Origin of the sequence: Caldimonas thermodepolymerans (assembly GCF_015476235.1) — a bacterium.
GTDB classification, from domain to species: Bacteria; Pseudomonadota; Gammaproteobacteria; order Burkholderiales; family Burkholderiaceae_C; genus Caldimonas; species Caldimonas thermodepolymerans.
This window is the reverse complement of the sequence record NZ_CP064338.1, coordinates 2,198,350-2,221,909: the sequence shown is the minus strand read 5'-3', so window position 1 is coordinate 2,221,909 and position 23,560 is coordinate 2,198,350. Positions and strand designations below refer to the sequence as shown.

The following is a 23,560-nucleotide window of genomic DNA, read 5'->3' as shown; positions in this document are numbered from 1 at the left end:
GCCGGCACCTGAACGACAACGAGAGGAGACAGACGATGACCAGGCTGAACAGGCGCACCTTCATGCATGCGGCAGCCGCGCTGCTGCTGGCCACCGGCGGCACGGCCGGGGCCGCGGACTGGCCCGACAAGCCGCTGCGCATCATCCATGGCGGCGGACCGGGGAGCAACTCGGACCTGATCGCGCGCAGCGCGGGCCAGCAGCTGGCCGGGCGCCTGGGCCAGAGCATCGTCGTGGAGCCCCGTTCCGGGGCCGGGCAGAGCCTGGCGATGGTGGCCGTCGCCCGCTCCGCGCCGGACGGCTACACGCTGGCGATGCTGAACGCGGGCATCGTGAGCCAGACCGCGATCAGCAGCAAGCTGCCGTACAACCTGCGCACCGACTTCGAGCCGATCGCGATGCTGTCGAGCTTCCCGGTGGTCATCGCGGTGCGCGCCGACGGTCCCTACCGCACCCTGGCCGACTTGATCGAGGCGGCGCGCAAGGCGCCGGGGCAGCTGACCTTCGGCGCCATGGTGGGCACCACGCAGCACCTGACCGGCGAGATGTTCGCCTCGGCCGCCGGCATCCAGTGGGCCAACGTGCCGTACCCGGGTTCCGCGGGACAGATCACGGACCTGCTGGGCGGACGCCTGGATGCCGTGGTCGACAGCCTGACCGCGCTGATGGGGCAGATCAAGGGCGGGCAGCTGCGCGCGCTGGCGGTGTCTTCGGCGCAGCGCTGGCCGACGCTGCCGGACGTCCCGGCGGTGGCCGAGACCATCCGAGGGTTCGACGTCACCTCGTGGACGGGGCTGGCCGTGCCGGCGGGCACGCCTGCAGCGATCCGCGAGCGGCTCGAGCGCGAGGTGCGCGAGGTGGTGGCGTCCGAGGCATACGCGGCGCAGGTGCGCTCGTACGGCAGCGAGCCGCACGACATGGGCGCGGCCGACATGAAGCGCTACATCCTCGGCGACATCGACCGCTGGAAGGCGGTGGCCGACGCGGCCAAGATCAAGATGGACTGACGCGATGGCCCGCCTGTCCAGCGACGTGCCGCTGATCGTCGGCCTCTCGGGCAGCCTGCGCCAGGACTCGTACAACACCGCCGCGCTGCGTGCCTGCGCGGCGCTGCTGGGCGAGCGGGCGCGGTTCGAGCTGGCCGGCATCGCCGGCATCCCGGTCTACAACGAGGACGAGCGCACCGCCGCGTCGTTTCCCGCGCCCGTGCTCGCGCTGGCCGAAGCGCTGGAACGCGCCGACGCGGTGATCATCGCCACGCCCGAATACAACTTCTCCATTCCCGGCGGACTGAAGAACGCGCTCGACTGGGTGTCGCGGCTGCCCCGCCAGCCGCTGCGCCACAAGCGGGTCGCCGTGTTGGGGGCGGCCACCGGCAAGCTGGGTTCGGCGCGGGCCCAGTACCACCTGCGCCAGGTCCTGCAATGCATGGAGGCGCAGGTGATGTGCAAGCCGGAGGTCTTTCTCTCGGACGCGCAGCGCCTCTTCGAGGCCGGGCGCCTGACCGATGCCGATGCGCTCGCGGCGCTGTCGCGCTGGGTCGACGCGCTGCTCGAGCCGTGCACGGGCACGCCGGCCGGCGCGGCCGCCTGAGGTTCCATCCCACAACGCAGAAAGGTGTTATCGATGCTTTCCACCACGCACGCCATCGTGATCGAACGCCACGGCGGCCCCGAAGTGCTCGAATGGCGCGAGATCCCGCTGGCCGCGCCCGGGCCGAAGGAGGTGCGCCTGCGCCACCTGGCGATCGCGCAGAACTTCTCCGACATCAACCTGCGCGAAGGCGGCTTCTACCTCGGATCGGGTCCGCGATTCCCGATCGTGCTGGGCAACGAGGCGGTCGGCGTGATCGAGGCGGTCGGCCCGGAGGTGACCGGGTTCTCGGTCGGCGAGCGCGTGGCCTACGCCGGCGTCGGTGGCATGTTCTTCGAGAACACTGGCGCGTATGCGCGGCACCGCAACGTCCCGGCCGACTACCTGGTCAAGGTGCCCGACGGCATCAGCAACGAGCAGGCCGCGGGCCTGTTCTGCAAGGGGCTCACGGCCTCGGTGATCGTGCACCGTTGCTTCACGCCGCAGCCGGGCGACCCGGTGCTGGTCCATGCCGCGGCCAGCGGCGTCGGCGGCCTGCTGGCGCAGTGGTACGCGCACCTGGGCGCCACCGTGATCGGCACGGTGGGCAGCGCGGCCAAGGCCGAGGTGGCGAAGCGGCACGGCTGCGCGCACGTGATCCTGTACCGCGAGCGCGATTTCGTGCCGGCGGTGCGCGAGCTGTACCCGGACGGCGTCGCGGCGGTGCTCGACGGCGTCGGCAAGGACACCTTCCTGCCGTCGCTGGACTGCCTGCGACCGTTCGGCGTGATGGTGAACTACGGCAACGCCTCCGGCCCGGTGCCTCCGCTGAACGTGATGCTGCTGGCGCAGAAGGGCTGCTTCGCGCTGCACCGTCCCGGCTTCGGCTGGCTGACGCGCACCCGCGCGGACCGCGAGCGCTACTGCCAGGAGCTGTTCGACCTGGTGCTGCAGGGCGTGCTGCATGTCGAGGTCGGTGCCACCTACCCGCTGGAGCGCGCCGCCGACGCGCACCGCGCCGCGCAGGGCGGCGCGCATGCCGGCGCCATCGTGCTGATCCCCTGAACCCCTGAACCGCGCCGGGCAGCGGTCCCGGCGCTTCCCTCCCACAATCCAGGACCCACAAGAGGAGACGACATGTCCATCACCCGACGCCAGTTCGCCCTGGCCGCCAGCGCTGCTGCCTGCCTGCCCGCCTGGGCGCAAGGGCAGGAATACCCCGACAAGACCATCACCGTGACCGTGGGGTTCGCCGCCGGCGGCGGCGTCGACTTCATCGTGCGCAGCCTGGCGCAGGGCATGGGCCAGCGCCTGGGGCAGACCATGGTGGTCGACAACCGCCCGGGTGCCTCGGCGTCGATCGCCTGCTCGTACGTCGCCAAGTCGCGTCCGGACGGCTACAACCTGCTGGGCACCGACGGCGGCTCGCTGGCGCTGAACGGGGCGCTGTACTCCAAGCTGCCGTACGACCCGGTCAAGGACTTCGCGCCGATCTCGCTGGTGATGCGCCACCCGATCCTGATCGTCGCGCACCCGGACTTCCCGGTGTCGGACCTCAAGGGCCTGCTGGACCATGCCAGGCGCTCGCCCGAGGGCATTTCCTACGCGTCACCGGGCCTGGGCACCTACCACCACCTGGGCATGGAGCTGCTCAAGCGCCGCACCGGGCTGAAGGCCACGCCGGTGCCCTACAAGGGGGCCGCGCCGGCGATGCAGGACGTCATGGCCGGCCACGTCGAGGTCGCGCCGATCGACACCATCCCGGCGCTGCCGCAGATCGCCGCGGGCAAGCTCAAGGCGCTGGCGGTGCTGGACTCCAGGCGCATGACGCAGCTGCCCGACGTGCCGACCGCGGCCGAGCTGGGCATCGAGGGCGTCGAGGTGCTGCCCTGGGTGGGCATGCTGGCGCCGCGCGGCACGCCGGCCGACATCGTCGAGCGCCTCAGCCAGGAGGTGCGCACGGTGGCCGCCACGCCGGAGGTCTCGAAGCACTTCGCCGAGCGCGGCCTGCAGACGCTGACGACCACGCCGGTCGAGTTCGCCGCGATCCTGCAGCAGGAGATCGCGCGCTGGCACCCGCTGATCAGGGAACTGGGCATCCGCCTGGACCTGTGACGGCCCCGGGGGCCGCGGGGACGCCCTGACCGTCGCGCCGACGCGGCGGTCATGGTTTGTCCCGATCTTGCCGGGCAGCGCGCCGGATCATGCTTCACATCTTCAGAAAGCACCGAATGCCCGAGATCGCCATGTCCGTCACGTCCGCCGTTCGCCGTCCGATGGAGCCGCTGACCGTCTTCACCGCAGTGGCCGCGAACCGGCCGTCGGCGCATGCCGGGCTGCCGGCGGTGGTCGACGGCATCGGCAGCGTGAGCTTCTGGCCGCGGCTGATCGACTACCTGGAGCATGTCGCCGGCGGCGAGCACTGCATCGCCTGGGAGCTGCGCGACGGCCGCATGCAGGAGGTGGGCGCGGCGAGCTGGAACGGCGCCGACCATGCGCGGCGCCGCCTGCACCAGTACTCCGACCCCAAGTACTGGCGGCGCGACCCGGCGCTGACGGTGGTGCGGCGGCACGGCCAGCCGGACCGCCCGGTGATGGTGGTGATGGACCCGCGCCGCGTTCCGGATTCCTTGATCCGCGAGTCGCTGTACGGGCAGGACCACATCCGCGAGCGCGTGGTGCTGTGCCAGCCGAGCGCCGAGGCGACGCTGGGCCTGAGCGTGGTGCGCGGCGAGGACCGCGGGCCGTTCTCGGACGACCAGCTCGACGCCTTGGGCAGCGTGGCCGACACGCTGATCTCGATCGTCGCCAAGCACCGCCAGATCGCCTCGCAGCGCAACGCCTACAACCCGGTGAGCGAGGACCGGCTGGCGGAGATCCAGCAGGCCCTGCAGCACGGCGAATCGGTGCGACTGACCGCCCGCGAAGCGCAGGTGTGTGCGCGGCTGATCTGCGGCCGCGCGATCTCGGCCATCGCGGCCGAGCTGGGCGTGGGCACCGAGACGGTGGAGACCTACCGCAAGCGCGCCTACGCCCGCCTGGGCGTGTCCAGCAAGCAGGAGCTGCTGCTGCGCTACCTCGGCTACTGCTGAGCCTGTCGCGCCGCCGCGCGCCTCATTCCAGCCCCACCAGCTTCGCCATCAGCTCGATCGACGAGCCGACGTTGAACTTGCGCATCAGGCGCGCCTTGTGCGCTTCCACCGTGCGGTAGGAGATGCCGAGCAGGCGACCGGTCTCCTTGCTGCTCTTGCCCTGCGCGAGCAGCTGCGCGATCTCGCGTTCGCGCGTCGTCAGCGCCGCGGTCACCGGGCGCTCCTCCGAGATGTCCTCGAACACCCACACCGAGGCGCCGAACGGGTCGAGCTTGTCCAGCGCCTGGCCGATCACGCGGCACCAGAACAGCTCGCCGTTGCGGCGCTTCATGATGCGCTGGTCGGCATAGACCAGCGTGTTGCGCATCGCCTCGAGCGCGCGGTCGCCGATGTGCTCGAACTCCTCGGCCGAGGGGTACAGGCAGGCCAGCGACTGCCCGGCCAGCGCCTCGGCTTCGAACCCGAACATGCGCGCGAACGCCTGGTTGTACGACTGGATGATGCGGTTGCGCGAGACCAGCAGCCCGACCGGCGCGAGGTCGAAGGCCATCAGGAGGTCGTGGCGGGATTGCGGCGTCAGCGCGTCCGGATTCATCCTGGCGGGGCGGGGCTCGGGAAACCACTAGTGTATTCATGACACTGTCGCGCGCGTCCGTCCGTTGCCAACATGGCGGCACGTCATGCCACTCGGGAGTTCGACATGAGAGCTTCGATCATCGGATGGGGTCACCTGCCGTTCGGGCGCCTGGATGCCCTGCGCCTGGAAGACTTGATCGCGCAGGCCGCGGCTCAGGCCCTGCAACACGCGGGCGTGGCCGGCGCGGACATCGACGGCGTCTGGCTGGGCAACCTCAACGGCGGCTTCACGCCGGACATCTTCGCCGCGTCGCTGGCCCTGCAGGCCGATGCCGGCCTGCGCTGGAAGCCGGCGACACGCCTGGAGAACGCCTGCGCCTCGGGGTCGGCGGCGCTCTATGCCGCGTGCGATGCGGTCGAGTCGGGGCGCGCGCGGCTGGCGCTGGTCGTCGGCGCCGAGAAGATGACCGCGGTGAGCGGGGCGGAAGTCACGCGCATCCTCGGCCAGTGCGCCTACTCGGGCGAAGCCGGCAACCCGCCGGGGGGCTTCCCCGGCATCTTCGCGCAGGTCGCGCGCACCTACTTCGAGCGCCACGGCGACCACTCGGCGACGCTGGCGCGCATCGCCGCGAAGAACCACGCCAACGGCGTGCTCAACCCCTACGCGCAGATGCGGCGCGACCTCGGCTTCGAGTTCTGCAACACCGTCTCGGAGAAGAACCCGATGATCGCGGCGCCGCTGCGCAAGACCGACTGCTCGCTGGTCTCCGACGGCGCGGCCGCGGTCGTGATCGCCCGCGAGGACGTCGCGCAGGGCTTCCCGCGGGCGGTGGCGCTGCGGGCGCGGGCACAGGTCAACGACGTGCTGCCGCTGGCCGGTCGCGACGTGGCCGGGTTCGAGGGGCCGCGCCGCGCCTGGCAGCAGGCGCTGCAGGCGGCCGGCTGCACGGTCGACGACCTTTCGTTCGCCGAGGTGCACGACTGCTTCACGATCGCCGAGCTGCTGTCCTACGAGGCGATGGGCCTCGCGCCGGCCGGGCAGGGCGCGCGCGTGCTCGAGGACGGCACCGTGATGCGCGACGGCCGGCTGCCGGTCAATGTCTCCGGCGGGCTCAAGGCCAAGGGGCACCCGGTCGGTGCCACCGGGGTCTCGATGCACGCGATCTCGGCGATGCAGCTGTGCGGCGAGGCCGGCGACATGCAGTTGCCGTCGCCGCGGCTGGCCGGCGTCTTCAACATGGGCGGGGCGGCCGTCGCCAACTACGTGAGCATCCTGGAGCGCGTCCGATGAACCTGGCGTCCTACCTGGAACGCACGGCGCGGGCCCACGGCGAGGCACCCGCGGTCTTCGTCGGCGAGGAGCTGCGGCTGACCTACGCCCAGCTGGCGCAGCGCACCGCCGCGCTGGCCGGGCACCTGCAGCAGCGGCTCGGCGTGGCGCCGGGCGAGCGCGTGGCCATCTACGCGTCCAACTGCCTCGAGTACCTCGAAGCCCTGCACGCGATCCTGTGGATCGGCGCGATCTCGGTGCCGATCAACTACAAGCTGCACGTCAAGGAGCTGGAGTACATCCTCGGCAACTGCGAACCCCGGGTGCTGCTGGTCTCGCCCGACCTGGCCGCGACCGTGGCCGGCCTGGGGCAGGCGCCGGCCCATGTGCTGGTGATGGGCAGCGCCGACTACGGGCGCGCGCTGGAACATCCCGGCGTGTCGCTGGTCGGGCGTGCGCCCGACGACGTGGCGTCGCTGTTCTACACCTCCGGCACCACCGGTCGGCCCAAGGGCGTCATGCAGACGCACGCCAACCTGCAGGCGATGACGGTCTGCTACCTCGCCGACGTCGACGCCGTGGATCCGCAGGACGTGATGGTGTATGCGGCGCCGATGTCGCACGGCGCCGGCCTGTACAACTACGTGCACATGCTCAAGGGGGCGCGGCACCTGGTGCCGGCCTCGGGCGGCTTCGACCCGGCCGAGCTCGCGCAGCTGGCCGCCCGGGTCGGGCGCCTGAGCCTGTTCGCCGCGCCGACGATGGTCAAGCGCCTGGTCGAGCATGTCGAGGCCACCGGCGCCGACCCGTCCGGGTTCAAGACCATCGTCTATGGCGGCGGGCCGATGTACGTCGAGCACATCCGGCACGCGCTGGAGCTGTTCGGGCCACGCTTCGTCCAGATCTACGGGCAGGGCGAGTGCCCGATGACGATCACCACGCTGTCGCGCGCCGAACTATGGGACCGCGGCCATCCGCGCTGGACCGAGCGCCTGGCGTCGGTGGGGCGCCCGCACTCGCTGGTCGAGGTGCGGGTCGTCGACGCGCAGGGCCATGCGCTGCCGGCGGGCGAGATCGGCGAGGTGGTGGTGCGCGGCACGCCGGTGATGCCCGGCTACTGGCGCAACCCCGAGGCGACGCGCTCGACACTGCGCGACGGCTGGCTCTGCACCGGCGACACCGGTGCGCTGGACGAGGACGGCTTCCTGACGCTGAAGGACCGCTCCAAGGACCTGATCATCTCCGGCGGCTCCAACATCTACCCGCGCGAGGTCGAGGAAGTCCTGCTGCTGCACCCGGACGTGGCCGAGGTCTCGGTGGTCGGTGCGCCGGACGAGGAGTGGGGCGAGGTGGTCGCGGCCTTCGTCGTGTTGCGCCCCGGGGCCGTGCTCGACGAGGCGGCGCTGGACCGCCTGTGCCTGGAGAACCTGGCGCGCTTCAAGCGGCCCAAGCGTTACCTGCAGGTCGAGCTGCTGCCGAAGAACAGCTACGGCAAGGTGCTCAAGACCGAACTGCGCCAGCGGCTGCAGGCCTGAGACCGGGGTGGCGGGGCCGGCGTCGCGCGCCAGCCCCACGCCCAGGCGGCTGCGCGGGCAGGCCCCGCACGGAAGGCCGTCCCGCAAGGCCTGCGCGGCAGGCCGGCCGCCCGGCCTTGTGCGCGTGGCGTTCGTCGCGTGCAGCAAGCCGCGGACGGAATCCATGCGCGCCGCTACACTTGCGGCGCCTTCCGACGCGGAAGGTGCGGGCGCGCTGTGTTTCACGCCTGCAACCGATGAGCAACTGTACGCATGAACCGCATTGAACTGATTGAAAAAATCGCCTCTTCCCATGACCTGAGCAAGGCTGCTGCCGGTCGCATCCTGGACACGCTGATCGACACCATCGTCGGCGCCGTCAAGAAGGGTGACACCGTGCAGCTGGTCGGCTTCGGCACGTTCAAGCAGGTCAGCCGTGCCGCCCGCACCGGCTTCAACCCGCGCGAAGGCAAGGCGATCAAGATTCCTGCCGCCAAGGTGCCGAAGTTCGTGCCGGGCAGCGCGTTCAAGGCGGCTGTCGATCCGAAGGCCGCTGCGCGCAAGGCCGCTGCCGGCGCCAAGACCGCTGCTGCCAAGAAGCCCGCTGCGAAGAAGGCCGCTCCTGCCAAGAAGTCGGCCGCCAAGAAGGCCCGCTGATCGCTGCCGGCCTGCGGCACGTGCTGCGTCATGGCGATGCGCCGGCGCAGCACGCCTGCCCGGCGAGCGGGGCCCGCGCCCCGCTGCGCCCCGGCCGCCGCGCCGGGACCTCCGATCCTTCCCCTCTCCGGTACTGAGCCCGCTCCCCCCGTTCCACGGCGTTTGCACTTTGCTGAAGCCTTCGGGGTCCAGTTACAAATGCGACCGACAACGCCGGTCCATTTTGTTAGCAGTTGAAAACACGCCGACAGACTCTGATCGGGGTTTGTCCGAGGTTTTGTATCCAAATGCTGCCCTTCGGGCACGCGCGGGCCGACGCCTGCAGGCGTGCCCGAACCGGCCCGCGCCGCGCCGGTTTTCCCTCTGAAAGTCCTCGCTGAAGCGCAAGGGCAGGACGGCCCTGCGCCGGCGGCTGCCGGCACGGCGTCACGGGGCCTGGCATGCACTTTGCGCCGTGGGCGACCCGTATCCACCGCGGAGTGCCGTCGATGGGCCCGACTTCCCTAGCCGTACCCCGTCCCGTACGTCGCCTGGACGTGCGGCGCGCCCGTCTGGACGGGCGCTGGCATGCCCGCCAGGAGGCCATCATGGGCACGCCGGTGCGCGTGGAGCTGTGGTGCGACGACGGCCTTGCCGCCGAGGAGGCCATGGAGGCCGTGATGCGCGAGATGCACCGCATCGACCGCGCGATGAGCCCCTACAAGGAGACCTCCGAGCTTTCGCACATCAACCGCGAGGCGGCGCAGGCGCCGGTACCGGTCAGCGACGAGATGTTCCGCCTGCTCGAGCGGGCGCAAGCGTTCTCGGTGCTGTCCGGCGGCGCGTTCGACATCACCTATGCCGCGGTCGGCCACCTGTTCGACTACCGCTGCGGCACGATGCCGAGCGACGAGGCGCTGGAGCGCGCCCGTGCGGCGATCGGCTACGGGCAGCTGATCCTCGACCGCACGCACCGCACGGTGCGCTTTGCCCGCGAGGGCATGCGCATCGACCTCGGCGGCATCGCCAAGGGCCATGCGGTCGACAACGCCGTCGCACTGCTGCGGCAGCACGGCATCCGGCACGCGATGGTCGCCGCCGGTGGTGACAGCCACGTGCTGGGCGACCGCTGCGGACGTCCCTGGCACATCGCGATCCGCGACCCGCGCGACCCGGACGGCATCGTCGCGGTGCTGCCGCTGCAGGACGTGTCGATCTCCACCTCGGGCGACTACGAGCGCTACTTTGAGCGCGACGGCGTGCGCCACCACCACCTGATCGACCCGCGCAGCGGCCGCTCGCCGAGTGCGGTGCGCAGCGTGACCATCATCGCGCCCGACGGGGTGACGGCAGAGGGGCTGTCCAAGGCCGTGTTCGTGCTCGGGGTGGACGCGGGCTTGCGACTGATCGAGACACAGGAGGGCGTCGACGCCGTGGTGGTCGACGCGCAAGGGAGGCTGCACTGTTCTTCGGGCCTGTGGAGGCCGAAGCCGGTGTAGCGCGCGTGCCACCGGCCCGGGGAGGGGCCGCGCAGGAGGGGGATCATGAGCACACCAGCAGGACGATCCATCGCGCTCGTTGCCGCCGCGACCGCCGCTGCTGCGGCGCTGGTCGCTTGTGGTGGCGGCAGCAGGAGCAGCACGGATACCGTCACGGTCGAGGGCGACGTCCCGATCGCCTACGTGATGCGCTCCAGCCAGGTGCGCATGGCGCCGACCAACGGCGCGCCCACCGCGCCGGGCGGCGACCTGATGGTCCGCGAGCGCTCCTCGCCGAGCGCGCGCGAGCACAACATCACGCGTCGCATCACGCAGGGGCAGGGCGACGTCTCCGACCCCGAGGTGTCCTACGACGGCAAGAAGATCGTCTTCTCGCTGCGCTGCCCCAGGACCAACACCGCGACCATCGACGGCCAGCCGGCCTGCACCGGACGCTGGAACATCTGGGAATACGACATGAGCGAAGGCGGCCTGACCGGGGGCCGCCTGCGCCGCATCACGCATTCGGACCAGGACGACGACGTCGACCCGGTCTACCTGCCGGCCGGGCGCGGGTTCGTGTTCTCGTCCAACCGCCAGACCAAGTCGCGCCTCGACCAGGCGCTGGGGCGCAGCTACTACGCGCTCGACGAGTACGAGCGCGAGCGGGTGTTCCACCTGCACACGATGAAGGCCGACGGCAGCGACATCCAGCAGATCACCTTCAACCAGAGCCACGACCGCAACCCGGTGGTGCGGCCGAACGGCGACATCCTGTTCTCGCGCTGGGAGCACCTGGGTGACCGCAACCGCTTCGCGATCTTCCGCGTCAAGCCCGACGGCACCGACATGTTCGTGCTGTACGGCGCGCACAGCCCGGGCAACAGCTTCCTGCACCCGCGCGACATGGACCCGCGCGGCCCGTACGCCGGCTTCCTCGCGACGACGCTGATGCCGCTGCAGGGCACCGACGAGGGCGGCGCGCTGGTGTTCGTCGATGCGGCCAACTATTCCGAGTACAACACGCCGGCCAACAACACCGTGCCGGCGCAAGGCGGCCAGCGCCAGGTCACGGCGCAGGAGCTCAACCAGGAACGCGGCCTGTCGCTGTATGGACGCGTGACCACGCCATATCCGCTGTGGGACGGCACCGACCGCGTGCTGCTGGCGTACCGCCCCTGCGAGGTCACGCGCCGGGGCGAGGTGGTGCCGTGCTCGACGCTGACCCGGGCCGAGATCGAGCGCCTGAGCGATCGAGAGCGACCGCTCGAGCAGATGCAGGCGGACGAGCTGCAGGACGACGTGCCGCCGAACTACGCCATCTACATGTTCGACCCCGCGAAGCAGACCTGGCGCATCGTCGCCGCACCGCCGCCCGGGTACATGTACACCGACCCGATCGCGCTGCAGCCGCGGCCCGAGCCGCATGCGGCCGACCCGACCAACGTCGACCCGGCACTTGCGGCACAGGGGCTGGCGCTGATCGAGGTGCGCAGCGTCTACGACACCGACGGCCTCGGCCGCATGGGCGAGATGATGCTGACCGACGCCGACCGGCCGCCCGGCTGCACGCGGGCGATCGCCCTGCGCGCGCCCACCGAGCCCACCGACACGCGCGCGCAGGTGGCCGACCTGGTGCGCATCAAGGATCCGGCCGACCCGGCCTACCACTGCGCACCGGCGCGCTTCGTGCGTGCGACCAAGGCGATCCCGCCGCCGTCCGGCGCCACCGGGGTGCGCGAGGCGATCGGCGAGACCGACTTCGAGCAGCAGCAGATCCTCGGCTACGCGCCGATCGAGCCGGACGGTTCCTTCAAGCTGCTCGTGCCGGCGGACATCCCGCTCGCGCTGGCGGTGCTGGATGCGCAAGGCCGGGCGTTCCAGACGCACGCCAACTGGATCCAGGTGCGCCCCGGCGAACGCCGCACCTGCGACGGCTGCCACAGCCCGCGGCGCGGCGGGGCGCTGAACTCCGGCGCGATGGTCGACACCATGCCCGCGGCGCTGCGCCCGGCGCTGGCCGGCGCCCACCAGCCGGGCGAGACCATGGCCTCGACGCGCACCCGGCTCGACCCCGACGTGCTGAACCTGCTGGCGGATCTCTCGTACACCGACGTCTGGGCCGACACCAGCCGGCCCGGCATCACGGCGCGTCCGTCGATCGAGGTGCGCTACACCGGCAACGCCGATGCGCAGGACGACCTCGCGACGCCGGTGCCGGTCAACGGGGTGATCAACTACCCCGAGCACATCCAGCCGCTGTGGGAGCGGGACCGCGGCAGCAACACCTGCGTGAGCTGCCACAACGAGAACGCGCGGCTGGACCTGCGCGGCACCCTCGGCGGCAGCGGGCGGCTGGTCTCGTATGACGAGCTGCTGATCGGCGACCCGCTGCTGGATGCCAGCGGTGCGCCGGTGACGCGCATCCGCGACGGCGTGCCCATGCTCGAGCGCCAGGTGCCGCTGGTCAACGCCAGCTCCAGCGCAATGAACACCGCAGGCATCGCGCGCAAGAGCCGGCTGACCGAGATCCTCTGGGGGCAGCAGCTGCTGGCCGGCAATGCGGCGCGCACCGCCTACCCGGATCCACCGGCCGGGGCACCTGACCACGCCTCGATGCTCAACGCGGCGGAGAAGCGCCTGCTGGCCGAGTGGATGGACCTGGGCGCGCAGTACTACAACGACCCGTTCCACCCGTCGAGCGGCGTGCGCACCGTCACGAGCCTGAGCCTGGAGACCTTCCGCGCGCAGGTCTACCCCATCCTGCGCAACAGCTGCATCGCCTGCCACCAGGCTGGGCTGGAAGCCGGCCCGAACTTCCGCGGCAACCGCTACGTGCTGACCGGCGACGTCGAGGGCGACTTCAACGTCACGCTCACGATGATCAACGACACCTGCAACGCCGCGGCCAACCCGCTGCTGGCGCGCCCGTCGAACGTGCCGCACCCGAGCGGCGCCACCGGCCAGGCCAGCGCGGTGCTGCCGCCGGGTGGCACGGCCTACGCCGCCATCGCCAACTGGATTGCCACGGGGTGCCGCAATTGAAGCCTGTCCGGATGAAGCCGTACCGACATGCCGTGGCAGCCGTGCTTGCGGGCGCCGCCTTTGCGCTGGCCGGCTGCGGCGGGGGCGGCTCCAACCCGCTCGACAACCCGCCCAGCGTCGACAACCCGGTCGGAGGCGGCGGGCAGCGGCTGTCGTACGAGTACTTCCAGAAGTGCATCAACCCGATCTTCCTGGAGCCGCTGCCGGTCCACCACAACGGCGTCACGTCGGTCAACACCTGCGCGAGCGCGGGCTGCCACGACAACACCAGCGGCACCGGCGGGGCGTTCCGCGTCGTGCCCGACGCCCAGCCGGTCGACCTCGCGGACCCGGCCAACACGCCCGAGGTGGTGCGCGAGACCGACATGTACAAGAACTTCTACTCGGCCCAGGGCGAGGTGCTGCCCGGCGCGCCGCTGCAGAGCCGGCTGCTGACCAAGCCCATGGTGCGCAACGTGCTGCACGGCGGCGGGCTGATCTTCGACGACGCCGAGCACGAGTACGTCAAGCGCATCGAGTACTGGATCAACCGCCCGATGCCGGCCGGGCAGGACGAGTTCAGTGCCGCGGCCCACAGCATGTTCACGCCCCCCGACCCGGCGGTCGGGGCCTGCAACACCGAATGAGCCTTCCGATGTCCCTGGCAGTACCCCGACGCGGAGGGCCCGCACCGGTCCCGGTCCGCTGGACCCTGACCCTGGCGTGCGCGATCGCGCTGGCCGTCGCATGGCCCGCGCGGGCCGGCGACGAGGCGCGCGAGCGCCTGCAGATCACCGATCCGTACATCGAGCTGCACACCGGGGCCGGACGCGGCTACCCGGTGTTCCATGTCGCGGCGCGCCACGAATGGATCGAGGTGCTGATGCGGCACACCGACTGGTACCAGGTGCGCACCGTCGACGGCAAGGTCGGCTGGGTGCACCGGCGCCAGCTCGAGACCACGCTGACCGAAGCGGGCCACGCCAAGACCTTCCGCGACGTGGTGCTGGACGACTACCTGCAGCGGCGCCTGCAGATGGGCGGGGCCTGGGGCCGCTTCGACGGCGAGCCCATGCTCAAGCTGTGGGCCGGCTACCGCTTCTCGCCGGTGCTGGGGGTGGAAGCCACCCTGGCGCAGGTGCAGGGCGTGTTCTCCGGCACCGACTTCTGGCATGTCAACGCGGTGGTCGAGCCCTGGGCCGACCGGCGCTTGTCGCCGACCTTCGGCGTCGGCGTGGGCCGCTTCAAGAACGTGCCCAACGCCAGCCTGGTCGATGCGCGGCGCACCAACGCCAACCTGGCCAACGCGAGCCTGGGCGTGCGCTACCACCTGAGCGACCGCTTCATGCTGAGCGCCGACTACTCGCTCTACACCGCCTTCGTGTCCGACGAGCGCTCCACCGAATACCGCGCCTTCACGCTGGGCATCGCCTTCTTCTTCTGACCCGAGCCGTCCACACCATGCAGTTCAAGCCCTCCATCCTTGCCCTGTCGGCCAGTGCCGCGCTGGCGATGCCGCTGTGCGCGGCGGCGCAGCAGGAACCGTCGCCCCCCGCCACCGAGCAGGTGGTGGTGCCCGAGATCGACCGTCGCGACGTGCGCCTGCCGCGCATCCCGTCCAACGACTTCGAGGCGGGCGTGTTCACCGGCATCTACGCGACCGAGAGCTTCGGCTCCAGCGTGGTCGCCGGCGTGCGGCTGGGCTACCACGTCACCGAGGACTTCTTCGTCGAGGCGGCCTACGCCCGCACGCGCGTCAGCGACGAGGCGTTCCGGCGCATCCTGCCGGGCGGCGTGTTCACCGACGAGAAGGAGACGCTGAGCTATTACAACGTCTCGGTCGGCTACAACCTGCTGCCCGGCGAGGTGTTCCTCGGCGCGCGCCGCGCCAAGGCCTCGGCGCTGTACCTGATCGCCGGCATCGGCAGCACCAAGCTGGCCGACCAGAGCAACCAGACCATCAACGTCGGCTTCGGCGGGCGCGTGTTCCTGGCCGACTGGGCGGCCGTGCAGGTCGACATGCGCGACCACATGTTCTCGTACGACCTGCTCGGCGAGCGCAAGCGCACGCACAACCTCGAGTTCACGCTGGGGCTGAGCTTCTTCTTCTGAACGCTGGAGGCAGGAACGACCCATGGGCAGCAGGAAAGAGATCAGCATGAAGATCCTCAAGGCCGTGTGCCTCGTGGTCGCGCTGGCGGTCGCGTTGCTCGCCTCGCTGCGCAGCGAGGCGGTGACGCTGCAGTCGCCCGCGCCCGACTTCACGCTGCGCGCGATGCAGGGCGGCAACCTGCGCCTGAAGGAGCAGGTGGGCCAGGTGGTGATGATCAACTTCTGGGCCACCTGGTGCGGGCCGTGCCGCGAGGAGATGCCGCACCTGAACCGGCTGTACGAGAAGTACCGCAACTCGGGCTTCGTCGTGCTCGCGGTCAACATCGACGACGACGCCCGCCAGGCCGAGAGCATGGCCGCGAGGCTCGGGCTGAAGTTCCCGGTGCTGCTCGACACGGCCAAGCAGGTCAGCAAGCTGTACGACCTCAAGGCCATGCCCTCGACGGTGATGGTCGACCGCGACGGCCGCGTGCGCTACCTGCACCGCGGCTACCTGAGCGGCTACGAGCAGACCTACGAGAAGCAGATCCGCGAACTGCTGAAGGAGTGATGCCGATGTTCCCGTTCCCTGCCTCGAGGTTCGCGGTGCCGGCGCTCGCCGCGGTGCTGCTGGCCGGCTGCGCCGTCGAGCCCTGGGTGCGGCCCTACGAGCGCGAGCGGCTCGCCGATCCGGTCATGCAGGTCAACCGCGACGCGCTGGCGGCCAAGCATTTCGAGCACATCCACGACGTGCGCGAAGGCGCGCGCGGCGCCACCGGCGTGCAAGGAGGCGGCTGTGGCTGCAACTGACCGTTCCCGCCGGCGGCATACCTGGCCGCAACGCTGGCAGCGCCTGCGCCAGCGGCTGCGCGAACGCGGCGCGGCCGTGCCGGCGCGCCCGCTGCGCCGCCATGCGGCACTGGCCACCGGCGCGCTGGGCGTGGCCGGTGGCCTGTGGCTGGCCGGCCCGGCCGCGGCCGCCACGCTGCCGGAAGACAAGGCCGAGCTGATGTACCACATGTACGACGGCGGCGGGGTGCGCGCCACCGGCCCGGCGCTGCTGGTGCGCAAGAGCCTGGCCGACCAGGTGTCGCTGTCGGCCTCGTACTACGTCGACGCGGTCAGCAACGCCTCGATCGACGTGGTCACCACCGCCAGCCCCTTCGACGAGAAGCGCGACGAGTACGGCTTCGGGGCCGACTACGTCTACCGCGACACGCTGATGTCGGTGTCGGTCTCGCACAGCCGCGAGCCCGACTACGTCGCCAAGGGCATCAGCATCGACGTCGCGCAGGACGTGTTCGGCGGCATGACCACGGTGAACCTGGGCTTCACGCGCGCGGCCGACGACGTCGGGCGCTCGGACACCGGCTTCTTCGACCGTGCCCGGCACTGGCGCTACCGGCTCGGCGCGACGCAGATCCTCACGCCCGCGTGGCTGGCCAGCGCGAACCTGGAGGTGGTGTCCGACAGCGGCTACCTGGGCAACCCGTACCGCGTCGCGCGGGTGTTCGGCGCGGCCGTGCCCGAGCGCAGCCCGCGCACCCGCACCAGCCGGGCGCTCAAGTTCCGCGTGGTCGGTGCACCCTGGGCCGGCAGTTCGGTGCACGGCGAGTACCGCTATTTCTGGGACACCTGGGACATCAAGGCGCACACGGTGCAGTTCGGCTACAGCCGCTACTTCGGCGAGAAATGGCTGGCCGACGGCTACGTGCGCTACCACACGCAGTCGAAGGCGCTGTTCTACAGCGACAACGCGATGCAGGAGACCACCTACATCTCGCGCAACCGGCAGCTCAGCAGCTTCGACTCGGCCAGCCTGGGGCTGAAGCTGTCGTACCGCTTCATGCACCAGCCGGGCCGCTACGACCTGAAGGCGCATGCGGCCTACGAGTTCAAGCGCTTCGACTACAGCGACTTCACCGACATCCGCACCGGCAGGAAGTACTCGCACGACGCGAACATCCTGCAGTTCTACCTGTCGGCCACCTACTGAGGAGGACGCACGCCCATGAACCGCCCTTGCTGCCGCATGCTCGTCGCCTGGCTGCTGGCGCTTGCTGCCGGCCTGCCAGGTGCCCGGGCGGCCGATGCCGGTCAGGCCGGCGAGCCCGAGACCGCTGCCGCGCCGGCCGCGGGCAGCCTCGACGACCGCATCGAGGCGCTCAAGCAGGATGTCATCCAGCTCAACCGCGACCTGCTGGTGCTGGAGGAGGAGCTGCTGTTCCCGGCCAGTACCCAGGTGGCGGTGTTCGTCTCGATGGATGTCGGCAAGATGTTCGCGCTCGACTCGGTGCAGGTCAGGATCGACGACAAGGTGGTGGCCAACCACCTGTACACCCCGGCCGAGGTCGCCGCGCTGCACCGCGGTGGCGTGCAGCGCGTCTACCTCGGCAACCTGAAGGCCGGCGAGCACGAGATCGTCGCGTTCTTCACCGGCGTCGGCCCGCACGAGCGCGACTACCGGCGCGGCGCCACGGTGCGCTTCGAGAAGGGCGACGACCCGGCCTACATCGAGCTGCGCATCAAGGACTCGACCGGCAAGCTGCAGCCGGAGTTCGACGTGAAGGTCTGGCAGTGACCGTGGTGGGAGGACCATGCGAGCACGCCGCCATGCACTGACCGTCCGCCTGGCCGTCCGGCTGCTGGCCGGGACGGTCGCGGCCGTGCTCGGCGCAGCGGCCTGGGCCCGCGAGGCGCCGCCCCGGGTCGTCGAGGCCCCGCACTACGGAGACGGGCTGTTCCACTTCTTCCAGGACCGCTACTTCACCGCGCTGACCACGCTGATGGTCTCGCAGCATTTCGGGCGCCTGTCGCCGCACGACGACGAGGCCGAGATCCTGCGCGGCGGCATGCTGCTGTCCTATGGCCTGCACCGCGAGGCCGCGCGGATCTTCGAGCGCCTGATCGATCACGGGGCGAGTCCTTCGGTGCGCGACCGCGCCTGGTACTACCTGGCCCGCATCCGCTACCAGCGCGGCCTGCCCGACGAGGCCGAGCAGGCGCTGGCACGCATCGGCAGCCCGCTGCCGGAGCCGCTGGAGGAAGACCGCGTGCTGCTGGCCGCCTACCTGAAGATGGCACGGCATGACCACGCCGGGGCGGCGGAGCTGCTGCGCACCCTGACCCGCGAGCCCGAAGGGGCCGAGTACGCACGCTACAACCTGGGGGTCGCGCTGGTCCGCGGCGGCGATGCCGCGGCCGGCAGCGGCTGGCTCGACGCGCTGGGGCAGGCCCCGGCACGCGACGAGGAGCGGCGCAGCCTGCGCGACAAGGCCAACGTGGCGCTGGGCTTCGCTGCGCTGCAGGAGGGACGGGCGGCGCAGGCGCGCCGCTACCTGGAGCGGGTGCGCCTGTCCGGCGCGCAGGCCAACAAGGCGCTGCTCGGCTTCGGCTGGGCCGCGGCCGGGCTGGACGAACCCCGGGCCGCCCTGGTGCCGTGGACCGAGCTGGCCGCGCGCGACCCGAGCGACGCCGCGGTGCTGGAAGCGCTGATCGCCGTGCCGTACGCCTATGCCGAGCTGGGCGCCTACGGGCAGGCCCTGCAGCGCTACCAGGAGGCCATCGCCACCTACGAGCGCGAGGCCGCGGCGCTGGACGCCTCGATCGCGACGATCCGTTCGGGCCACTGGCTCGACAGCCTGCTCGGGCACAACCCGGGCGAGGAGATGGGCTGGTTCTGGCGCCTGCACGAGCTGCCCGAGATGCCCCATGCCGGGCACCTGACGCAGGTGCTGGCGCGCCATGACTTCCAGGAGGCACTGAAGAATTACCGCGACCTGCTGTTCCTGACGAGGAACCTGCAGGACTGGCAGGACAAGCTCGGCGTGTTCCACGACATGCTGGAGCACCGCAGCCGCGCCTACGCCGAGCGCCTGCCGCAGATCCTCGAGCGCGCCCGCCATGCCGGGACCGGCCTGCAGGCCTTGCAGCAGCGGCACGACCGGCTGGCCGCCGAGCTGGAGGCCGCCGAGGCCGCGGGCGACGGCCGCGCGCATGCCGACGCACGCCAGCGCCGGCTGCTGGCGCGGCTGCAGCGCGTGCGCGAGACGCTGGCGCGCCTGGGCGACGCCCCCGAAGCGCAGGCCACGCGCGAGCGGCATCGACTGGCCGCCGGCGTGCTCGAGTGGGAGCTGGCCCAGGCGTTTCCCGAGCGGTCGTGGCAGGCGCGCAAAGGGTTCCGCGACATCGATGCGCAGATCGGGCAGGCGCGCGAGCGCGAGGCGGCGCTGGCGCGCGCGCAGCGCGAGGAGCCGCAGCGCCTTGCTCAGTTCGCCGCGCGCATCACGGAGCTGGCGGCGCGCCTCCGGGCGCTGGCGCCGCGCGTGGCGTCGCTGACGCAGGCACAGCAGCGCGCGGTGGAGGACCTGGCGGTGGCCGAGCTGCAACGGCAGAAAGAGCGGCTGGCGGTCTACATGACGCAGGCGCGCTTCGCGGTGGCGCAGCTCTACGACCATGCCAGCCAGCGGCGGCAGGAGGACGGCGATGCGACGCGTCCTTGACCGCTGGGTGGCGATGGCGGCGGCGCTGGCACTTGGCGCCTGCTCGTTCGGGGTGCGCACGCCCGACCACGACAACGAGCCGACGCTGAAGACGCTGGCCGGGCGCACGGTGGAGGTCGGCGCCGACCCTGGCATCGAGGCCGACGAGGAACGCACGATCGACGCCTACCGCCGCTTCCTCGAGACGGCGCCGCAGGCCCCGCAGCGCGCCGAGGCCATGCGCCGCCTGGGCGACCTGGAGATGGACCTGGCCGACCGGCGCGCTGCCACCGCGACGGGCGAGGGCGCCACCGGGGCGCCGGACTACCGCGCCGCGATCGCGCGCTACCAGGACTACCTGCGCGCGCATCCCGATGCACCGGGCAACGACCGCGTGCTCTACCAGCTGGCACGGGCCCACGAGCAGGGCGGCGCGCTGGAGACGGCGCTCGCGACGCTGGACCGGCTGGTCGCGCAGCACCCCGACACCGCCTACCGCGACGAGGCGCAGTTCCGCCGCGGCGAGCTGCTCTTCACCGCGCGCGACTACGCGAAGGCCGAGCAGGCCTACGAGGCGGTGCTGGCCGGTGCGCCGGACAACCCGTACCGCGAGCGCGCGCTGTACATGCACGGCTGGGCGCTGTTCAAGCAGGGCCAGCTGGAGGCCGCGCTGCATTCCTTCTTCGGCGTGCTCGACCACAAGGTGGCCGGGCGCGAAGGGGGGCTGGAGCTCGACAGCATCGAAGGGCTCGGCCGGGCCGACCGCGAGCTGGTCGAGGACACCTTCCGCGTCATGAGCCTGTCGCTGCAGAACCTCGACGGCGCCGGCTCGATTCCCGCCTACATCACCAGCGACGCGCGCCGCAGCTACGAGTTCCGCGTCTACCAGCAGCTCGGCGAGCTGTACATCCGCCAGGAACGCATCAAGGATGCGGCCGACGCGCTGGGGGCGTTCGCGCGCCGCCACCCGCTGCACGCGCAGTCGCCGGTGCTGCAGGCGCGCGTGATCGACATCTACGAGGCGCACGGCTTCGCCACGCTCGCGCTGGAGGCGAAGAAGCACTACGTGGCCCACTACGGCGTGGACAGCGAGTTCCGCCGTGCCAACCCGGCCGGCTGGGACAACGCCCGGTCGCGGGTGCGGGCCTACCTGTCGGAGCTGGCGCGCCACTACCACGCGAGCGCGCAGCACAGCCGCAGCAGCGCCGACTACCAGGAGGCGGTGCACTGGTACCGCGTCTACCTTGCCTCGTTCCCGGACGACCCGCAGGCGGCGCAGAACCACTTCCTGCTCGCCGAGCTGCTGTACGAGGACAAGCGCTACGACGAGGCTGCGCCCGAATACGAGAGGGTGGCCTACGGCTACCCGCTGCACGAGCGCAGCGCCGATGCCGGCTACGCCGCGCTGCTGGCCTACGCGGAGCAGCACAAGCGCCTCGACGCGGCGGCCGCGCGCCAGCTGCAGCGCACCGCGGTCGACAGCGCGCTGCGCTTCGCGCAGGCCTTCCCGGCCGATCCACGGACCGCGCCCGTGCTGGCCCACGCGGCCGAGCAGCTGTACGCGCTGGACGAGGGCGAGCGCGCGGCCGAGGTCGCGCAGCGCGTGCTGGCGCTGCAGCCCCCGCCCGCGGACGCGCAGCGGCGCGTGGCCTGGACCGTGATCGCCCACCATGCCTTCGAGGATGGCCGCTTCGACGCGGCCGAGCTGGCCTACGCGCAGGTGCTGGCGCTGACCCCGGCCGGCGAGCCGGCGCGCAAGGAGCTGGTCGAGCGCCAGGCGGCGGCGATCTACAAGCAGGGCGAGCAGGCGCGCGCGACCGGTCGCGAACGCGAGGCGGTGCAGCACTTCGAGCGCATCGCGGCGGTCGCGCCCGACTCCGCGGTGCGCGCGACCGCGCAGTACGACGCCGCGGCCGCGCTGATCGCGCTCAAGGACTGGGGCGCGGCGGCACGCACGCTGGAGGACTTCCGGCGCCGCCATCCGCAGCACCCGCTGCAGGCCGAGGTACCGGCCAAGCTGGCGGTGGTCTACCTCGAGCAGCAGCAATGGGCCCAGGCGGCGGGCGAGTTCGAGCGCATCGCCGGCAGCGCGCGCGATCCCGCCGTGGCGCGCGAGGCGCTGTGGCAGGCCGCGACGCTGCGCGAGAAGGCGGCCGGACAGCCGGGCGGCTCGCGTGCGGCGGCGATCCAGGCGTACGAACGCTACCTGAAGGCGCATCCGCAGCCGCTCGAGCCGGCGGTCGAGGCGCGCTACCGCCTCGCGCAGCTGGCGCGCGCCGCAGGGCAGCCGCAGCGCGAGCAGGCCTGGCTCAAGGAGGTGCTGCAGGCCGACCGCAACGGCGGCGCGGCACGCACCGCGCGCACGCGCTACCTCGGCGCCAGCGCCGCGCTGGCGCTGGCCCAGCCGCTGGCCGAGGACTACCGCAAGGTCGCGCTGGTCGAGCCGCTGGCGCGGCAGCTGAGGCTCAAGAAGACGCGCATGGAAGCGGCCCTGCAGGCGTACTCGGCCGCCGCGGAGTACGGCGTGGCCGAGGTGACCACCGCGGCGACCTTCCACATCGCCTCGCTCTACCAGGACTTCGCGCGCGCGATGCTGGCTTCGCAGCGGCCGAAGAAGCTGTCCAAGCTGGAGCTGGAGCAGTACGAGGTGATGCTCGAGGAACAAGCCTATCCCTTCGAGGAGAAGGCGATCGAGCTGCACGAGGTCAACGCGCGCCGTGCCGCCTCCGGCGTCTACGACGAGTGGGTGCGGCGCAGCTTCGCGGCGCTGGCGCAGCTGCGCCCGGTGCGCTACGGCAAGGTCGAACGCAGCGAGGGGGTGGTCGATGCGATCCGGTGAGCTGCGCCTGCGTGGGCTGGCCGCGCTGCTGGGCGCCGCCTTCGCGGTGCTCGGGGCCGGGTGCGGCAGCGTCGCGACCGCACCGCAGGCGCCGGCGGGCACGGCCACGCCGGTGCCTGCGGCCGCGCCGCAACCGGCCGACCCCGCCCCGGCGGTCGCGCCGGCGCCCGTGGTGGACGCCGCCGTCCAGCGCGCCTTCGACGCGGCCCGCCAGGCGCTGGCGGCCGGGCGCCTCGACGAGGCCGAGCGGGGCTTCCGGGCGCTCGCGCAGTCGCATCCGCAGCTGGCCGGGCCGCACGCCAACCTGGGCCTGATCCATCGCCGTGCGGGCCGGCTGCAGGCCTCGGCCCAGGCGCTCGAGGCCGCGGTCCGACTGAGCCCGCAGCGCGCCGTCTACCACCACCAGCTCGGCATCACCTATCGCCACCTGGGCGAGTTCGCCAAGGCGCGAGCCGCCTACGAGCAGGCCATCGCGCTCGATCCGGGATACGCCGACGCGCACCTGAACCTCGGCATCCTGCACGACCTGTACCTCGGCGACGCCGCCCGTGCGCTCGAGCTGTACGAGCGCTACCTGGAGCTGGCCGACGGCGACGCGACCGTCGCCAAGTGGGTGGCCGACCTGAGGAACCGCAAGCCGGCGCCGGTCGCGGCGAGGGCCAAGGAGGGGCCATGAGAGCCGCACTGACCGTCCTCGCGCTGGCCGCGGTCGCCGGCGCCGCCGTGGCACAGGACCGCGCCGAGCTGGACCGCACCCAGATCATCGGCAATCGCGAGCTGCCCAAGGTGCTCTACATCGTGCCGTGGAAGAAGCCGGTGCCCGGCGAGCTGGCCGGGCGCCCGGTGGAGAGCGTGCTGGACGAGGTGCTCGCGCCGCTGGACCGTGACGTGTTCCGCCGCCACGTGCACTACGACGCCCAGGTGCGGGCGCGCCAGGCCGGCGCGCCGGCGACCGCCCCTTGAGACCATCTTCATCGCTGAGGAGGA

22 protein-coding genes are annotated in these 23,560 nt (G+C 71.7%); 21 read left to right on the top strand and 1 reads right to left on the bottom strand.

The window, feature by feature from the left end; translation table 11 throughout:
* Nucleotides 1–35 precede the first annotated feature (35 nt).
* The 5 genes from IS481_RS10375 to IS481_RS10355 all read left to right on the top strand — a co-directional run bounded on the left by IS481_RS10375 (nucleotide 36) and on the right by IS481_RS10355 (nucleotide 4,664).
* Nucleotides 36–1,007 carry a Bug family tripartite tricarboxylate transporter substrate binding protein gene (locus IS481_RS10375; protein ID WP_104356853.1) on the top strand — a complete coding sequence of 324 codons (972 nt, stop codon included), beginning with the start codon at nucleotides 36–38 and terminating at the stop codon, nucleotides 1,005–1,007.
* Between the two features lie 4 nt (nucleotides 1,008–1,011).
* Entirely contained in the window at nucleotides 1,012–1,593 is a 582-nt protein-coding gene (locus IS481_RS10370) for an NADPH-dependent FMN reductase (RefSeq protein ID WP_104356852.1), read from the top strand.
* A gap of 33 nt (nucleotides 1,594–1,626) precedes the next feature.
* The gene (locus IS481_RS10365; RefSeq protein WP_104356851.1) at nucleotides 1,627–2,637 is read left to right on the top strand and encodes a quinone oxidoreductase family protein; all 1,011 of its coding nucleotides are present in this window, start codon (nucleotides 1,627–1,629) and stop codon (nucleotides 2,635–2,637) included.
* 72 nt (nucleotides 2,638–2,709) lie between these two features.
* A complete protein-coding gene (locus IS481_RS10360; RefSeq protein WP_104356850.1) occupies nucleotides 2,710–3,687 on the top strand; it encodes a Bug family tripartite tricarboxylate transporter substrate binding protein in 978 nt (325 codons plus the stop codon).
* A 131-nt stretch (nucleotides 3,688–3,818) separates the two neighbouring features.
* On the top strand, nucleotides 3,819–4,664 hold the full coding sequence (locus tag IS481_RS10355) for a helix-turn-helix transcriptional regulator (RefSeq protein WP_147280038.1): 846 nt from the start codon (nucleotides 3,819–3,821) through the stop codon (nucleotides 4,662–4,664).
* Nucleotides 4,665–4,686: 22 nt separating this feature from the next.
* On the opposite strand, the gene IS481_RS10350 is transcribed toward IS481_RS10355, so the two are convergent.
* Nucleotides 4,687–5,214, bottom strand: coding sequence for a PAS and helix-turn-helix domain-containing protein (locus tag IS481_RS10350; RefSeq protein WP_232529234.1), 528 nt, complete (start codon nucleotides 5,212–5,214; stop codon nucleotides 4,687–4,689).
* Between the two features lie 150 nt (nucleotides 5,215–5,364).
* On the opposite strand from IS481_RS10350, the gene IS481_RS10345 reads away from it, so the two are divergent.
* From IS481_RS10345 to IS481_RS10270, 16 genes are all read left to right on the top strand, one after another.
* Entirely contained in the window at nucleotides 5,365–6,531 is a 1,167-nt protein-coding gene (locus IS481_RS10345; RefSeq protein WP_104356847.1) for an acetyl-CoA acetyltransferase, read from the top strand.
* On the top strand, nucleotides 6,528–8,045 hold the full coding sequence (locus IS481_RS10340; protein ID WP_104356846.1) for a class I adenylate-forming enzyme family protein: 1,518 nt from the start codon (nucleotides 6,528–6,530) through the stop codon (nucleotides 8,043–8,045). Before IS481_RS10345 ends, IS481_RS10340 begins: the two co-directional genes overlap by 4 nt.
* Before the next feature lie 252 nt (nucleotides 8,046–8,297).
* A complete protein-coding gene (locus IS481_RS10335; protein WP_104356845.1) occupies nucleotides 8,298–8,681 on the top strand; it encodes an HU family DNA-binding protein in 384 nt (127 codons plus the stop codon).
* A 488-nt stretch (nucleotides 8,682–9,169) separates the two neighbouring features.
* Nucleotides 9,170–10,159, top strand: coding sequence for an FAD:protein FMN transferase (locus IS481_RS10330; RefSeq protein WP_104356844.1), 990 nt, complete (start codon nucleotides 9,170–9,172; stop codon nucleotides 10,157–10,159).
* Nucleotides 10,160–10,204: 45 nt separating this feature from the next.
* The gene (locus IS481_RS10325) at nucleotides 10,205–13,183 is read left to right on the top strand and encodes an HzsA-related protein (protein WP_104356843.1); all 2,979 of its coding nucleotides are present in this window, start codon (nucleotides 10,205–10,207) and stop codon (nucleotides 13,181–13,183) included.
* A gap of 11 nt (nucleotides 13,184–13,194) precedes the next feature.
* On the top strand, nucleotides 13,195–13,809 hold the full coding sequence (locus IS481_RS10320) for a hypothetical protein (RefSeq protein ID WP_104356842.1): 615 nt from the start codon (nucleotides 13,195–13,197) through the stop codon (nucleotides 13,807–13,809).
* A gap of 8 nt (nucleotides 13,810–13,817) precedes the next feature.
* Nucleotides 13,818–14,606: an outer membrane beta-barrel protein gene (locus IS481_RS10315; protein ID WP_232529233.1), complete on the top strand. Its 789-nt coding sequence runs from the start codon at nucleotides 13,818–13,820 to the stop codon at nucleotides 14,604–14,606.
* Nucleotides 14,607–14,623: 17 nt separating this feature from the next.
* Nucleotides 14,624–15,274, top strand: coding sequence for an outer membrane beta-barrel domain-containing protein (locus IS481_RS10310; protein ID WP_104356841.1), 651 nt, complete (start codon nucleotides 14,624–14,626; stop codon nucleotides 15,272–15,274).
* 22 nt (nucleotides 15,275–15,296) lie between these two features.
* The gene (locus IS481_RS10305) at nucleotides 15,297–15,824 is read left to right on the top strand and encodes a TlpA family protein disulfide reductase (protein ID WP_232529231.1); all 528 of its coding nucleotides are present in this window, start codon (nucleotides 15,297–15,299) and stop codon (nucleotides 15,822–15,824) included.
* Between the two features lie 5 nt (nucleotides 15,825–15,829).
* On the top strand, nucleotides 15,830–16,063 hold the full coding sequence (locus IS481_RS10300; RefSeq protein WP_104357076.1) for a DUF4266 domain-containing protein: 234 nt from the start codon (nucleotides 15,830–15,832) through the stop codon (nucleotides 16,061–16,063).
* Nucleotides 16,050–17,249 carry a DUF3570 domain-containing protein gene (locus tag IS481_RS10295; protein WP_104356840.1) on the top strand — a complete coding sequence of 400 codons (1,200 nt, stop codon included), beginning with the start codon at nucleotides 16,050–16,052 and terminating at the stop codon, nucleotides 17,247–17,249. The genes IS481_RS10300 and IS481_RS10295 overlap by 14 nt, the downstream gene beginning before the upstream one ends.
* A 15-nt stretch (nucleotides 17,250–17,264) precedes the next feature.
* Complete coding sequence (locus IS481_RS10290; RefSeq protein ID WP_104356839.1) at nucleotides 17,265–17,834, top strand: AraC family transcriptional regulator; 570 nt, start codon at nucleotides 17,265–17,267, stop codon at nucleotides 17,832–17,834.
* A gap of 16 nt (nucleotides 17,835–17,850) precedes the next feature.
* Complete coding sequence (locus tag IS481_RS10285) at nucleotides 17,851–19,755, top strand: hypothetical protein (RefSeq protein ID WP_104356838.1); 1,905 nt, start codon at nucleotides 17,851–17,853, stop codon at nucleotides 19,753–19,755.
* Nucleotides 19,739–22,573, top strand: coding sequence for an outer membrane protein assembly factor BamD (gene bamD / locus IS481_RS10280; protein ID WP_104356837.1), 2,835 nt, complete (start codon nucleotides 19,739–19,741; stop codon nucleotides 22,571–22,573). The genes IS481_RS10285 and bamD overlap by 17 nt, the downstream gene beginning before the upstream one ends.
* Entirely contained in the window at nucleotides 22,560–23,249 is a 690-nt protein-coding gene (locus tag IS481_RS10275; protein WP_114699316.1) for a tetratricopeptide repeat protein, read from the top strand. The genes bamD and IS481_RS10275 overlap by 14 nt, the downstream gene beginning before the upstream one ends.
* Nucleotides 23,246–23,536: a hypothetical protein gene (locus IS481_RS10270; RefSeq protein ID WP_104358916.1), complete on the top strand. Its 291-nt coding sequence runs from the start codon at nucleotides 23,246–23,248 to the stop codon at nucleotides 23,534–23,536. Before IS481_RS10275 ends, IS481_RS10270 begins: the two co-directional genes overlap by 4 nt.
* The last annotated feature ends 24 nt before the right edge of the window (nucleotides 23,537–23,560 follow it).

What these genes read in the sequence shown, in the direction of transcription:
- IS481_RS10375 (WP_104356853.1), top strand. Translation starts at nt 36, where the DNA reads ATGACCAGGCTGAACAGGCGCACCTTCATGCATGCGGCAGCCGCGCTG.
- IS481_RS10370 (WP_104356852.1), top strand. Translation starts at nt 1,012, where the DNA reads ATGGCCCGCCTGTCCAGCGACGTGCCGCTGATCGTCGGCCTCTCGGGC.
- IS481_RS10365 (WP_104356851.1), top strand. Translation starts at nt 1,627, where the DNA reads ATGCTTTCCACCACGCACGCCATCGTGATCGAACGCCACGGCGGCCCC.
- IS481_RS10360 (WP_104356850.1), top strand. Translation starts at nt 2,710, where the DNA reads ATGTCCATCACCCGACGCCAGTTCGCCCTGGCCGCCAGCGCTGCTGCC.
- IS481_RS10355 (WP_147280038.1), top strand. Translation starts at nt 3,819, where the DNA reads ATGTCCGTCACGTCCGCCGTTCGCCGTCCGATGGAGCCGCTGACCGTC.
- IS481_RS10350 (WP_232529234.1), bottom strand. Translation starts at nt 5,214, where the DNA reads ATGGCCTTCGACCTCGCGCCGGTCGGGCTGCTGGTCTCGCGCAACCGC.
- IS481_RS10345 (WP_104356847.1), top strand. Translation starts at nt 5,365, where the DNA reads ATGAGAGCTTCGATCATCGGATGGGGTCACCTGCCGTTCGGGCGCCTG.
- IS481_RS10340 (WP_104356846.1), top strand. Translation starts at nt 6,528, where the DNA reads ATGAACCTGGCGTCCTACCTGGAACGCACGGCGCGGGCCCACGGCGAG.
- IS481_RS10335 (WP_104356845.1), top strand. Translation starts at nt 8,298, where the DNA reads ATGAACCGCATTGAACTGATTGAAAAAATCGCCTCTTCCCATGACCTG.
- IS481_RS10330 (WP_104356844.1), top strand. Translation starts at nt 9,170, where the DNA reads ATGGGCCCGACTTCCCTAGCCGTACCCCGTCCCGTACGTCGCCTGGAC.
- IS481_RS10325 (WP_104356843.1), top strand. Translation starts at nt 10,205, where the DNA reads ATGAGCACACCAGCAGGACGATCCATCGCGCTCGTTGCCGCCGCGACC.
- IS481_RS10320 (WP_104356842.1), top strand. Translation starts at nt 13,195, where the DNA reads ATGAAGCCGTACCGACATGCCGTGGCAGCCGTGCTTGCGGGCGCCGCC.
- IS481_RS10315 (WP_232529233.1), top strand. Translation starts at nt 13,818, where the DNA reads ATGTCCCTGGCAGTACCCCGACGCGGAGGGCCCGCACCGGTCCCGGTC.
- IS481_RS10310 (WP_104356841.1), top strand. Translation starts at nt 14,624, where the DNA reads ATGCAGTTCAAGCCCTCCATCCTTGCCCTGTCGGCCAGTGCCGCGCTG.
- IS481_RS10305 (WP_232529231.1), top strand. Translation starts at nt 15,297, where the DNA reads ATGGGCAGCAGGAAAGAGATCAGCATGAAGATCCTCAAGGCCGTGTGC.
- IS481_RS10300 (WP_104357076.1), top strand. Translation starts at nt 15,830, where the DNA reads ATGTTCCCGTTCCCTGCCTCGAGGTTCGCGGTGCCGGCGCTCGCCGCG.
- IS481_RS10290 (WP_104356839.1), top strand. Translation starts at nt 17,265, where the DNA reads ATGAACCGCCCTTGCTGCCGCATGCTCGTCGCCTGGCTGCTGGCGCTT.
- IS481_RS10285 (WP_104356838.1), top strand. Translation starts at nt 17,851, where the DNA reads ATGCGAGCACGCCGCCATGCACTGACCGTCCGCCTGGCCGTCCGGCTG.
- bamD (WP_104356837.1), top strand. Translation starts at nt 19,739, where the DNA reads ATGCGACGCGTCCTTGACCGCTGGGTGGCGATGGCGGCGGCGCTGGCA.
- IS481_RS10275 (WP_114699316.1), top strand. Translation starts at nt 22,560, where the DNA reads ATGCGATCCGGTGAGCTGCGCCTGCGTGGGCTGGCCGCGCTGCTGGGC.
- IS481_RS10270 (WP_104358916.1), top strand. Translation starts at nt 23,246, where the DNA reads ATGAGAGCCGCACTGACCGTCCTCGCGCTGGCCGCGGTCGCCGGCGCC.